The organism is Schlesneria sphaerica (assembly GCF_044336245.1).
Lineage (GTDB): Bacteria > Planctomycetota > Planctomycetia > Planctomycetales > Planctomycetaceae > Schlesneria > Schlesneria sphaerica.
Map to the genome: position 1 here is coordinate 5369335 of NZ_CP172346.1, position 11628 is coordinate 5380962.

The 11628-nt window shown below is 58.0% G+C and carries 12 protein-coding genes and 1 tRNA gene; 8 read left to right on the plus strand and 5 right to left on the minus strand.

What is annotated here, in order from left to right:
• Positions 1-97 precede the first annotated feature (97 nt).
• The 5 genes from ACGY09_RS19465 to ACGY09_RS19485 all read left to right on the plus strand — a co-directional run bounded on the left by ACGY09_RS19465 (position 98) and on the right by ACGY09_RS19485 (position 2931).
• A complete protein-coding gene (locus ACGY09_RS19465) occupies positions 98-502 on the plus strand; it encodes a hypothetical protein (RefSeq protein WP_397569064.1) in 405 nt (134 codons plus the stop codon).
• Positions 499-642, plus strand: coding sequence for a hypothetical protein (locus ACGY09_RS19470; RefSeq protein WP_397569065.1), 144 nt, complete (start codon positions 499-501; stop codon positions 640-642). Before ACGY09_RS19465 ends, ACGY09_RS19470 begins: the two co-directional genes overlap by 4 nt.
• A 128-nt stretch (positions 643-770) precedes the next feature.
• Entirely contained in the window at positions 771-1025 is a 255-nt protein-coding gene (locus ACGY09_RS19475; protein ID WP_397569066.1) for a hypothetical protein, read from the plus strand.
• A gap of 98 nt (positions 1026-1123) precedes the next feature.
• Entirely contained in the window at positions 1124-1576 is a 453-nt protein-coding gene (locus ACGY09_RS19480; protein ID WP_397569067.1) for a hypothetical protein, read from the plus strand.
• A gap of 164 nt (positions 1577-1740) precedes the next feature.
• On the plus strand, positions 1741-2931 hold the full coding sequence (locus ACGY09_RS19485; protein WP_397569068.1) for a tyrosine-type recombinase/integrase: 1191 nt from the start codon (positions 1741-1743) through the stop codon (positions 2929-2931).
• A gap of 92 nt (positions 2932-3023) precedes the next feature.
• Here ACGY09_RS19485 and ACGY09_RS19490 read toward each other — a convergent pair.
• Together ACGY09_RS19490 and aroC are read right to left on the minus strand one after the other, a co-directional pair.
• Positions 3024-3107, minus strand: a tRNA-Leu gene (locus ACGY09_RS19490).
• Positions 3108-3318: 211 nt separating this feature from the next.
• Positions 3319-4473, minus strand: coding sequence for a chorismate synthase (aroC, locus tag ACGY09_RS19495; RefSeq protein WP_397569069.1), 1155 nt, complete (start codon positions 4471-4473; stop codon positions 3319-3321).
• 557 nt (positions 4474-5030) lie between these two features.
• Here aroC and ACGY09_RS19500 point away from each other — a divergent pair.
• A complete protein-coding gene (locus ACGY09_RS19500) occupies positions 5031-6440 on the plus strand; it encodes a DUF1501 domain-containing protein (RefSeq protein WP_397571892.1) in 1410 nt (469 codons plus the stop codon).
• A gap of 188 nt (positions 6441-6628) precedes the next feature.
• Here ACGY09_RS19500 and ACGY09_RS19505 read toward each other — a convergent pair whose 3' ends face one another.
• From ACGY09_RS19505 to hisI, 3 genes are all read right to left on the minus strand, one after another.
• Entirely contained in the window at positions 6629-7447 is an 819-nt protein-coding gene (locus ACGY09_RS19505) for a ribonuclease domain-containing protein (protein ID WP_397569070.1), read from the minus strand.
• Positions 7448-7512: 65 nt separating this feature from the next.
• Positions 7513-8391: an ATP phosphoribosyltransferase gene (hisG, locus tag ACGY09_RS19510; protein WP_397569071.1), complete on the minus strand. Its 879-nt coding sequence runs from the start codon at positions 8389-8391 to the stop codon at positions 7513-7515.
• Positions 8392-8507: 116 nt separating this feature from the next.
• Positions 8508-8897 carry a phosphoribosyl-AMP cyclohydrolase gene (gene hisI / locus ACGY09_RS19515; RefSeq protein ID WP_373653306.1) on the minus strand — a complete coding sequence of 130 codons (390 nt, stop codon included), beginning with the start codon at positions 8895-8897 and terminating at the stop codon, positions 8508-8510.
• 432 nt (positions 8898-9329) lie between these two features.
• Here hisI and ACGY09_RS19520 point away from each other — a divergent pair, with 432 nt between their 5' ends.
• Together ACGY09_RS19520 and ACGY09_RS19525 are read left to right on the plus strand one after the other, a co-directional pair.
• Positions 9330-10541 carry an acyltransferase family protein gene (locus ACGY09_RS19520; RefSeq protein WP_397569072.1) on the plus strand — a complete coding sequence of 404 codons (1212 nt, stop codon included), beginning with the start codon at positions 9330-9332 and terminating at the stop codon, positions 10539-10541.
• A gap of 768 nt (positions 10542-11309) precedes the next feature.
• Positions 11310-11600 carry an acyl carrier protein gene (locus ACGY09_RS19525; RefSeq protein WP_397569073.1) on the plus strand — a complete coding sequence of 97 codons (291 nt, stop codon included), beginning with the start codon at positions 11310-11312 and terminating at the stop codon, positions 11598-11600.
• The last annotated feature ends 28 nt before the right edge of the window (positions 11601-11628 follow it).

The window sequence follows — 11628 nt, forward strand, 5'->3', positions numbered from 1 at the left end:
CCAGTCCGCCATTTGAGCGAGACGGCAGGACGTTCCTGATCGTCGATGCTGAATGGATCTGACACGACCCACATAACACCCCAGCAGGAGCGATCCAATGAAGCCTATCGAAAACAAACTGGCCTATCGTCTGGACAAGATTACCCGACCGACGACCGACCTGATTGATCAGGCGGCGGACTCCGTAACGGAGGATGTTCTACTCGAGCATTCCGGGTTCACATCGTTCGTCATGGCGGAAACCGAGGAAGATCAGGACGAAGACGGGTTCCGACCAGCGACGAACGAGGAAGCGGCGACCCTCAGTTATTCATGGTACGCACTGAAGGGAGAATTCGACCTGCGGAAGCCTCTCCCGTCTCAGGTAGGCGAATGGCTGCGGGAACAGTCCGCGTTGATGCTGAGCGCGGCTGAAGCGATTGAGGCAGTGCCTGACGATCGGGACTTGGATCTGATCGCCAGCCTGGTCAACGTCTCATCAGAAGAGGAGGCAGTAGCGTGACCATCGAAGAAGTGGAAGCCAGCCTGGCTCAGCAGGTCGAGAGACATCGGGTGCTCAGACTGATCGTTGAGGAACTGGAAAAGCTCGAGACTGACGACCCCGACGGCGTTGAATGGATCATGGAACGCCTGACGGAGTGAAGGACACTTTCGATCTTACCGTGCGCCTGACACTCATTTTCACGTTTGCTCATTGACTCGTGTGCTTGCGGTGCTAGTATGTTTCCATGCGGTTCTTCAATCAAACTGGATAAGGCACGGAGAAAACTATGACCAGTACAAAGAAGGCAATCAAGAAATCTCAAGTGAGCAAGCGTGCGATGATTCAGCGGATCAACAGGAAGTTATCTGGAGACGACCGGAAACTGAAAGCGAGCCGCAGTCAAGGAGATTTAGATAACCTTGGCGAACACTACATCCTCGACCTTAACCGAAATGTTGTGGTCGATACTCATGTTGATATTGCGGACACGGCAAAAAAACTTGGGTGTATAACCCAATGGGAAGAACTGGTGGAGGAATGATGCCGCAACGGCGGTGAGAATGTGAACTGAATCACGCCCCCGTTGGCGATGCTGGCGGGGGCTTTCTTGAACCAGACATCCTGATGAGGATTCAAGCAATGACGGACAGTGAAACGCCTGCAGCCACGATTGCGGCAAATTATGTCGGAAAGTTCCACATGACCCAGCATCGCGGGGTGCTTCCGGTTGACGACGGAATGATCGTGTTCGGAAACGATGGATATTCGAATGATGAACGATCGCAACGCGAAGTGTCGATGGTTCGGGACCGCCTGAAACCCTTTGAACTAAGCGAGCCAGAATTCGCTGTCAGTGATGACGGATATTCATGGGCACTGGTCTACAGTCTTTCCAGCATCGACGTAAAGATCAGTAAAAGCATCGCGCCGAGCGACGACGGGACATATACGAAGGAAGACATGGATGAAGTGCAGGCAAAGATCGCCTCGTTGAAGCTAATTATCATGGCGGCGGCTATGGGAACAACTGACGATGCCTGGCAGGATGCGAACGACCTAAAGAAGTTGGACGAGCACCTGAACGACGAATGACAACCCGGCTGGCCTGAATTGATCTTTTACAACCTGCAGCAAATCAGATTCTCAACGGGCGGGGCTTCTCTCGAAGGGGAGGGGTTCCGTCCGTGTTTGCCGTTTGATTGAATCCGTTGATTCGATAGCATCGCTTTTCATCGAGTCTCAACGGAGTTGATCAAATGGATAAACGGGCTTGGGTTCATCAACTGAAGAAGCAAGTTGAGACAAAGGGCGAGGAGAAGGCATCCTGGTACGTCTCCCACTACGACCCGGACGGAATTCTACGCACGAAGTCCTGCGGGCCTGGCAAGATCGGAAAGACGGCCGCGAACAAGCTGGCGGACACGATCCATTCCCAGTTAGTGACGGGAACGTACGGTCAGAAGGCAAAGGCGGCGTGGAAAGCGTTCCGCGAGGATTACGACAGTAAGATCGCCGTTCGATTCGATGAACCGTCCCGGATCGCAGTTGAAGTTGCACTCAGTAACTTTGAACGGGTGGCCAAACCGAAGTTGGTTACGTCGATCACATCGGATTTCATTGACACATTCGTAGCAAAGCGGCTTCAGGAACAGATCGGCAAAAGCCGTTCGGCTAAGGGGGATGAAAAACAGGAACCCCAAAAGATATCCCCCGCCACAATCAATAAGGAGCTGCGGTATATCCGACTCGTCCTGAATGTGGCGAAGGAATGGAAGATCATTCAGACCGTTCCCAAGATTCGATTCCTGAAACTCCCGAAGCGGCTACCGACATTCGTACCACCAGAACATTTTGCCGCAATCTACTCGGCCTGCAACGTGGCGCGACGACCATACAGCATCCCCAACCTGGAACCGGCTGTCTGGTGGCGTGGACTGATCGTCACGGCCTACATGACGGGCTGGCGGATCGGGCAGTTGATGGCGTTGAAGTGGGAAGATATCGACCTGGAGGCGGGAACGGCGGTGACGAGAGCCGAGGTACGGGGCAACAAAGGGAAACGTGAGGAGCGGATTCCGCTTCACCCGTTGGTCCTGTCCCACATTTCCCAATTAGCAGGCACGTTCGATTCTCACGTCTTCCCCTGGAACCAGAACAAGCGAGACCTTTGGCCAGAATTCCAGATCATCCAAGCGGCGGCAAAGCTGGCGGATGGATCGCCGATGCCGAAGGGGGGCAAGTTCGGCCGGTGGTATGGTTTCCACGACCTACGCCGGGGCTTCGCGACCATGAACGCGGCGACGATGAACCTGTTCGAGTTGCAGGGGCTGATGCAGCACAAGTCGCTGGAGACGACCCGGAACTATGTCAACATGGCGAAGGGCTACGAAGAGACAGTGAAAAACCTGTTTGTCCCGCCAAATCTCAAAATCGGCGAAACTGGATGATTTCGAAGCCGATCATGGAATATACATGGAACGGGTTCCAGAAAAGACGAAAGGACTCACATCAATTTGACGTAAGTCCTTTCGTAGTATAGTGCCGAAGGTGGGACTCGAACCCACACGTCATTGCTGACACTGGATTTTGAATCCAGCGCGTCTGCCGGTTCCGCCACTTCGGCTTGAAATTGCGGGACGGCTATGATGAAGGGGGGACGTCGCGGAGTCAAGTGCCACCACTTGCTTTCGAGTCGGTTTCTACCAGCCGGTGGCGCTGCTGGCCGTTCGTACCGCTTGCCGTTTCTCCGCTGCGCGTTGAAACGGCAAACTTGGATCGGTCATCCAAGGAGATCGCTGGGGCTGGTTGGGCAGAGTAGAGCTTGGGGGCTGGTGCTACTCGTTGGCCGTTGTTCGCGGGACGCGGCCGGCGTTCTGGCCTTGCCAGCGGAGCCAGTGATCGGCGATGACGATGGCGACCATTGCTTCTGCCATCGGGATGAACCTGGGGAGCAGGCAGGGGTCGTGGCGTCCTTTCGTCCGGACGGTGGTCTTTTCGCCCTGGGCCGTGACCGTTGGCTGCTCGATCGGCAGGCTGCTGGTCGGTTTGACGGCGGCGCGCAGAATGATGGGGAGGCCGGTGGTGATTCCTCCCAGCATGCCTCCGTGCCGGTTTGTCTCCGTGGTGATGCGGGCCGGGCCGGTGGCAGTGGGGGACGAGGAGGGAACAAAGTGGTCGTTGTGCTGGCTGCCGCGCATGCCGACGCAGCCGAACCCGATTCCGTACTCCACGCCCAGGACGGCGGGGAGGCTGAACAGGGCTTTGGCCAGGTCGGCTTTGATCTTGTCGAAGACCGGTTCGCCGAGTCCCGCGGGGACATTGATGGCGACAATCTCTGCGGCTCCTCCGATCGAATCTCCTTCTTTGCGAATCTGCTCGATCAGTTCGATCATGCGAGTCGCCGCGTTCAGGTCGGGACAGCGGATGATGTTGGGCTCGCCCGAGGGGAGCGTTTCGACCTGGGACAGCGTCAGGCTGGCCGGATCGGCGATCTGAGCCTTCACATCTCCGACTTGAGTGACATAGCCGACGACACGTCCGTCGAAGGCCTGCTGCAGAATTTTTTTGGCGACGACCCCGGCGGCGACGCGGACGGTCGTTTCCCGCGCACTGGAGCGGCCGCCACCGCGGTAGTCCCGGAACCCGTACTTGGCGTCAAAACTGAAGTCGGCGTGTCCGGGACGGTAGACGTTCTGGATATTGCCGTAGTCTTTGCTGCGCTGATCCTGATTCCGAATCAGAATGGCGAGGCTGGTTCCCGTTGTCCGGCCCTCGAAGACCCCGGACAGGATTTCGGGCGTATCCGATTCGTCCCGCTGCGTGACGATGTGGCTTTGACCGGGGCGACGTCGGTTCAGATCGACGAGCAGGTCCTCCACAGACAGCGGGATGCCGGGGGGGACGCCGTCAATAATGACAACGTTTGCCGGACCGTGGCTTTCGCCTGCCGTTGTAACTCGAAACGCTTGACCGAATGAATTTCCTGCCATGATGCCCGGATTGTATCGAACGGTCTGCGACAGGTCAGCGAAGCAATCTGCCGGATCGTCTCTTTTTTCAAATTTCGCGGGACTCGATCCCGGAAAATCGAGGATTGCGGTTGTGACCGAGGGGCATTGCCCGCAGGGCGGTCACCTGCTCGGGGCCAATGTGCCGAGACTGTTGTCACGTTCGCGATGCGCGGTGCTTTTACGGGTTGGTGCAACTTCGGGTTGGCGTAGGCGGGCCGAGAGTTCGTCATGTAACCTGTTCGCGGGGCGTCAGCTCCTGATCGAGTCTTCCTGATGCGGTCTTTCACGTGGGACATTTTGTGGCGTAAAGCATGCCTGCAGGACGGGGATGGGGCCGTACAGACGCTCCGTCAGCAGGCCGAATTTGTGGCCGATCATCGACGGTTGAGGGACAGAGCGGCATAATTGGATGAGTCGACGCCGACTGTGTCGCAGGGACCTGGAAACGGCCATCAATCGCGAGAAGCCCGCCGATGCACGACTTCACGATCAACAACGCTACGTCTCTACTGGCGGACCCCGCTGCGCCGTCCGCAATGTCTCGCCGGGCACTTTTGTCCCGGATGGGGATGGGGCTCGGCGGAATCGCTCTTGCCGACCTCATGGGAAGCGCGCGATCGGCAGCGGCGGCCGGGGGAGCCCTCGCCGCCACGCATCATCCTCCTGCGGCCAAGCGGGTGATCTATCTCTTCCAGAGTGGCGGGCCGTCACAACTGGAGACGTTCGACTACAAACCGGTGCTCAACGAACGCCAGGGAGAGCCACTGCCCGATTCTGTCCGGAATGGACAGCGGTTGACGGGGATGTCGGGAAATCAGGCTTCGCTCCCGCTGGCAGGTTCCATCTTCAAGTTCGCTCAGCACGGACAATCTGGAGCCTGGCTGAGCGAACTGCTGCCGCACACGGCGAAAGTCGTGGATGACATGGCGATCATCCGTTCCATGTCGACCGAGGCAATCAATCATGATCCGGCGATCACGTTTCTGCAGACCGGTAACCAGATCTCCGGTCGTCCGAGCATCGGTGCCTGGCTCTCCTACGGTTTAGGGAGCGACAACGAGAATCTGCCGGCGTTTGTAGTGCTGATCACCAAAGGGAAGACAGACCAGCCGCTCTATTCACGGCTCTGGGGGACGGGGTTCCTCCCTTCAAACTATCAGGGCGTGCAGTTTCGTTCCGGGAAAGAGCCCGTGCTCTATCTCAATAATCCCCCGGGGATCGACCCGGCCAGCCGCCGGAACATGCTCGATCGATTGCGCGACCTGCACGAACTCGAGTTGGCGGCGACCGGCGATGCCGAGATCAATACGCGCATCGCTCAGTACGAAATGGCGTTCCGGATGCAGGCGAGTGTTCCGGAGGTGACCGATCTTTCGTCCGAGCCGCAACACATCTTTGATTTGTACGGCCCCGATGCAAAGCAGCCGGGGACCTTTGCCGCCAATTGCCTGCTGGCGCGTCGGCTGGCAGAGCGGGGGGTGAAGTTCATCCAGCTTTACCACCAGGGGTGGGACCAGCATGGGGGATTGCCCAACGGGATTCGGACTCAATGCCGCGAGACCGACCAGCCTGCTGCCGCGTTACTGCAGGATCTCAAGCAGCGGGGATTGCTGAATGACACGCTGGTGATCTGGGGAGGGGAGTTTGGTCGCACGAACTACTCGCAAGGGAAACTGACGGCGACGGATTACGGTCGCGATCATCATCCCCGGTGCTTCAGCATGTGGATGGCGGGGGGCGGGATCAAAGGAGGGACCGTCTACGGCGAGACCTGTCCGTTCGGCTACAACGTCGTGCAGGACGAAGTTCATGTCCGTGATTTCCACGCGACGTTGCTGCACGTCATGGGGATCGATCACGAACGATTCACGCACAAGTTTCAGGGGCTGGACGCACGACTGACGGGTGTGGAAGAGGCGAAAGTCATCTCGTCGATTCTCGCGTAATGTCGTTTGGGGGGACTGCCCCCAGGTTGCTGCAAGAACAGGGATTGCTACGGGACCCGTGATCGCTGCCGGATCGGATCCGCGGACGCCGTGTCCCTGCGCACGGACCGCAGTCGAGAATGGGGCTCAAACAGTCTCGGGCATGTGCGAGGAAGGAAGTACTCGCGCGTGGTTCGTACCGGTTGCCGCTACTTGATCTTCTTGAATGATTTGTAGTGGTCAGCCGTGTACCAGACTTCGCCTTGTTTGCCGATGATAATCCGCTGTGGACCGGGGCCATTTTCGCCCGGCGTCGGGTGGACGTATTCCTTGTAGTACCCTGAGGGCTTGCGGGGGAGTCGGCTTTCGCGGTTCTGGAAGACGGCTCCGTCGTTCCGATGTTGGTGTGATTCCCCTCGTTCGATGCGATCGAGGGTCGGTTTCAGGTCGACCGTCCCTTTGAAGACCACACGATTATTCAGGTTGCGGATGGTCTGGTTGGGGACGAGATACGTGACCTCATTGTCATTGGGCTTCTGGCGGGCGGAGTCTTCCTGCTTGGGAGGCTTGGCCTGAGAGCGGCCGTTCGGGTTGGAGCGAATCTCTGATAGGGGACCCGGCTTTCCGGTCGCTTCTCCCGCGCGGCCTGCGGGAGGGGCACGAGGTGAACCGGCCCGGTCGGGATTGGTCTTGGCTGGTACCTCGCTCGCCGCTCCCTGTCTGGCGGTCGACGGCTCGTCGGAGTGGGTTTTGTCGGCAGCACCCGATTCCGGCGTGACGGCCGGGAGTGTCGGTTCATCTTCGTCGGGGACGTACGACGCTTTATGCAGGTCCACATCGGCCTTCGGAGAGAGACTCTTCAGCGTTACGGCAGCGTCTGTGTCGCTGTTGACCGAGACGGGTTTGGCTGATCGCTGATCTTGCCACACCGAGTATGCAACAATCCCTCCGATCATCAAAAGGAAGATCAGGGATTGGAGTTTGGGGGTGTTGACAGCAGGTCGCGGCGAAGCTGGCTCGTTCGACATCAGAGCAGACTCTCTCAGGTGTTAAAAGGCCGCGACTTGCCGGTGTGGCGCGAGGTCCGCGACGGTCAGTCGATAATCCGGTTAATGGGGTATTCGACAATCCCCTTGGCACCTGCGGCCTTGAGTCGTGGAACGATCATTCGGACGAACGATTCATCGACGATCGTGTTGACATCGACCCAATCGGGATCGGACAGCGAGGCGACCGTTGGTTTCTGCAGAGCGGGCAATTCGCGGATGACGGCGCTCAGATCGCTGCGGCGCACATTCATCATCAGTCCGACTTTACCTTCGGCCGCCAGACAGCTTTGCAGCATCAGCGAGATGTTCGAGAGTTTGTCGCGCTTCCAATCGTCCTTCCAGGCGTTCTTATTTGCGATGAAACGGGTGGTGCTCTGCATCACCTCTTCGACGATGCGCAAGTTGTTGGCTCGTAAAGAACTGCCGGTTTCGGTCACTTCGACGATGGCATCGGCCAGCTTGGGTGGCTTGACTTCGGTGGCCCCCCACGAGAATTCGACTTGTGCGGTGACACCGTGTTTTTCGAGGTATCGCGTGGTCAGTCCGACGACCTCGGTGGCGATCCGCTTTCCTTGCAGGTCTTTGACCGTTTTAACAGGGGAGTCCTGAGGAACGCACAGCACCCAGCGGACCGGGCGGCGGCTGACTTTAGAGAACATCAACTCGCAGACTTCGTGGACGTCAGAGTTGTTTTCGATCACCCAGTCATGTCCGGTGATGCCCGCGTCGAGGACTCCTTGCTCGACGTAGCGTGCCATTTCCTGGGCGCGGATCAGCATGCACTCAATTTCCGTGTCATCGATCTCGGGGTAGTACGATCGCGACGAGAACTTGATTGTATAGCCCGCTTTTTTGAAGAGTTCTGCCGTTGCTTCCTGAAGACTGCCGGCAGGGATACCCAGTTTAATCAACTTGTCTGACATGGAAGGTTCGTCTAGCTCAGAAGGAAATCGGTACACTGTTCAGCACGAACAGGATTATATAACGCAGGGGACCAAGCAACCTTCGAAATCACTCGGATTGCCGAATGCAGCGATGTCTATTTCTTGTAGACCGACTTGGGGTCGAAGACTCGTTCACCGACAATGGAAACCGACCTGGATTGAGGATCGATCTGGCGGAAGAAGCAGCTGCGAAAGCCTTCGTGGCATGCGGCGCCGCCGATCTGGTTCACTTTGACAAGCAGGGTGTCTGCGTCGCAGTCATAGAAGAGCGCTTTCAATTCCTGAACATTCCCGCTCTCTTCGCCCTTTCGCCATAACTTCTTGCGGCTGCGGCTGTAGTAGCAGACGCGCCCCGTGTTGAGCGTCTCAGCAAATGCCTCGGCATTCATATACGCCAGCATCAGGACATCGCCCGTCGCGTCATCCTGGGCGATCACGGGAATCAGTTCAGTCTTTGTGAAATCAGGTCCGGAGGCGTCGATCATCGTCATCTCGGTCAAAAATTCGGTCAAGAAACGGTCAGGCCAGAGGTCACGCGGAAGAAAACCCAGCCACGAAAACTGTAACCCACCGGAAGCAAGATGTCGAACCGCCCGTCGTGCGGGTTGCGGCGTGGGATTCACCCCGGTGGTTTTCGAGTCTGTTCAGTGCAGCATTTTGCCGGTCAGTGCCTGCAGGGTTGCCGGTCTGGCAAAGTGTAACGGCACGCCGCTTTCGCGTCATTTTCGGCAAACTCGACGCCGAAGAAAAGTTCTGACGCAGTCTTTCCCGTTTGGTTCGGTCGTAACCGACAAATCCGGGTGAATTCTTTAACCAATGATACGTCTGTGCAGATGACCGCATTTCCAGCTTGATGCAGGTATTGATTTGCCTCATCAATACGCGACTCTGAACCATCGGTTACGGGGGACAACCTGTTGAAGGCACCAACTCAACTCCGTTATCACCTGATCGAACCGTTGCGGGGTCTGGCTGCCGTCTGGGTCTTTGTATTTCACTTTTCGTTTTCCGAGGCATTTCAACACGCATTCCCGTTCCTGCACTCGCTGCTGAAAGCGGGGGATCGCGCGGTCCCGATGTTCTTCGTGATCTCGGGGTACTGTCTGGCGACCGCCTTCGGACGTGCTCAGAAACACGGTCAGTCGTTTGGCAACTTTCTGTATCAGCGTGCCCGACGCATTTATCCCACGTTCTGGCTTTCGATCGCGGTGATCATTGCGGCCCACTTCGGAACAGAGTTGCTCAAGGCGCTGGTGACGGGGGAATGGGGGGCGGTCAACACGTCCCGGTTCCGCCATTACAACTGGTTCGACTGGGTCAAAATCGCGTCGTTGACACAGATCTTCGATCAGCGTTTCGGCCTGTTTTTCGGACGGTTCGGCAGCGTGAACGGGGCCTACTGGACTCTCGGGATTGAGTTTCAGTTCTACCTGATCGTCGCCTTAGGGCTGCTGCGGCCTCGCTGGTCGCTGTGGCTCGCCGCAGCTCTGACCGCCGTGTCGCTCGCCACTTTCTATCATCCTGTGTGGAAATTCCATGTGATGAACACGGGATCGTGTATCCCGTTCTGGTCCTGGTTTGCTCTGGGGGTTGCCGTTCATGCGCTGCTGAAGAATGGGTTGACCCCGGCAAGCCTCTTCCGACATCGCGAGCAATGGATTTCGGGAGCCCTCGTCGCCGGACTGGGAATCGCGTTTCTGGCGGTCACTGCGGCGGGGTACGAGGTGGAACGACTTGTGTTTGCCGTCGGATTCGCGGTGGCGCTGTGGGCGGGGAAATCGCTTGATCTCACGGAACCCGCGCCTCGCGCCGCCGGGGGATCGCTGGCCAACTACGCTTATCAGGGGCTTTGCGTACTGGGAGCCATGTCGTATTCGGTTTATCTGCTGCACAACCAGGCGTCGGAAAGTTGGCGCAGCGTTCTCAGGCTTGGCGGGGTTCAAGGTTCGATTATTGCGGACTTGTTGTGTGTCGGTTTAACGGTGCTCTGCTGTTATCCGTTCTACCTGTACTGTGAAGCACCATTCCTGCGAAGCCGCCGGCGTCCCGCGATCGCTGAAGTTCCCGCCGAGATTCTCAGCCTGCCAACGGGGGACGAGGCGACTGCTGCGACGCGCAAAGCGGCGTGACGAGCGGCAACGACGAATTTGCTGCGGTGGGGACCTCTTGTGCTTCGCACACAGGTAGCCCGGCGGACCGGGCAACCTGTGCTACCCGCTGCCAATGAGGGACGAGGCGACTGTTGCGATCCGCAAAGCGGCGTGACGAGCGGCGTCATTTCAGGGGGCCGGGCGTCTGCGTGCAGCAAGTTGCCGTTTTGCCGCAATGACGAATCTGCTGCGGTGGAGACCTCTTGTGCTTCGCACACAGGTAGCCCGGCGGACCGGGCAACCTGTGCTACCCGCTGTCAACGGGGGACGAGGCGACTGCTGCGACCCGCAAAGCGGCGTGACGAGCGGTGTCATTGCAGTGGACCGGGCGTCTGCGTGCAGCAAGTTGCCGTTTTGCCGCAATGCCGAATTTGCTTCGGTGGGGACCTCTTGTGCTTCGCACACAGGTAGCCCGGCGGACCGGGCAACCTGTGCTACCCGCTGTCAACGGAGGACGAGGCGACTGCCGCGACCCGCAAAGCGGCGTGAGGAGCGGCGTCATTGCAGGGGACCGGGCGTCTGCGTGCAGCAAGTTGCCGTTTTGCCGCAATGACGAATTTGCTTCGGTGGGGACCTCTTGTGCTTCGCACTCAGGTAGCCGGGAAGACCGGGCAACCTGTGCGACCCATGGGGCGTGCTGAACGGATTTTTCGTTTCACGACGGATAAACCCGGTGGGAGTGCCTCTCTCTTACGGGGCCGCATAAATAACTTGCGTAAGCCCTGAACGACCACAATACTGGCGTTTATGGACTCCCCCATCGCGCCGATATCTCAATCGACCCTGCCTGCCGGAAAATCCGTTGATGAGATTCAATCGTGGATCGTCAATCGGTTAGCGAAAGAGCTGCGCGTGGACTCGGGGCAACTCTCCGTGGATCGGTCGATATTGTCGCTGGGCGTCGATTCGATCCAGGTGGTGTCGGTGGTCTCGGAACTGGAGGACTGGGGCGGATTCCGGTTTCCCAGTAACCCGTTGGAAGACGACATCACGATTCAGGAACTGGCACAGCAGGTGGTGGAATTGACGGGGAAGTAGCCATCGACGTCACTCCCGTCAGCGATGA

Bases quoted from the DNA above. Each gene is read 5' to 3' on its own strand.
- ACGY09_RS19465 (WP_397569064.1), top strand. From the start codon at position 98: ATGAAGCCTATCGAAAACAAACTGGCCTATCGTCTGGACAAGATTACC.
- ACGY09_RS19475 (WP_397569066.1), top strand. From the start codon at position 771: ATGACCAGTACAAAGAAGGCAATCAAGAAATCTCAAGTGAGCAAGCGT.
- ACGY09_RS19480 (WP_397569067.1), top strand. From the start codon at position 1,124: ATGACGGACAGTGAAACGCCTGCAGCCACGATTGCGGCAAATTATGTC.
- ACGY09_RS19485 (WP_397569068.1), top strand. From the start codon at position 1,741: ATGGATAAACGGGCTTGGGTTCATCAACTGAAGAAGCAAGTTGAGACA.
- aroC (WP_397569069.1), bottom strand. From the start codon at position 4,473: ATGGCAGGAAATTCATTCGGTCAAGCGTTTCGAGTTACAACGGCAGGC.
- ACGY09_RS19500 (WP_397571892.1), top strand. From the start codon at position 5,031: ATGTCTCGCCGGGCACTTTTGTCCCGGATGGGGATGGGGCTCGGCGGA.
- ACGY09_RS19505 (WP_397569070.1), bottom strand. From the start codon at position 7,447: ATGTCGAACGAGCCAGCTTCGCCGCGACCTGCTGTCAACACCCCCAAA.
- hisG (WP_397569071.1), bottom strand. From the start codon at position 8,391: ATGTCAGACAAGTTGATTAAACTGGGTATCCCTGCCGGCAGTCTTCAG.
- hisI (WP_373653306.1), bottom strand. From the start codon at position 8,897: ATGATCGACGCCTCCGGACCTGATTTCACAAAGACTGAACTGATTCCC.
- ACGY09_RS19525 (WP_397569073.1), top strand. From the start codon at position 11,310: ATGGACTCCCCCATCGCGCCGATATCTCAATCGACCCTGCCTGCCGGA.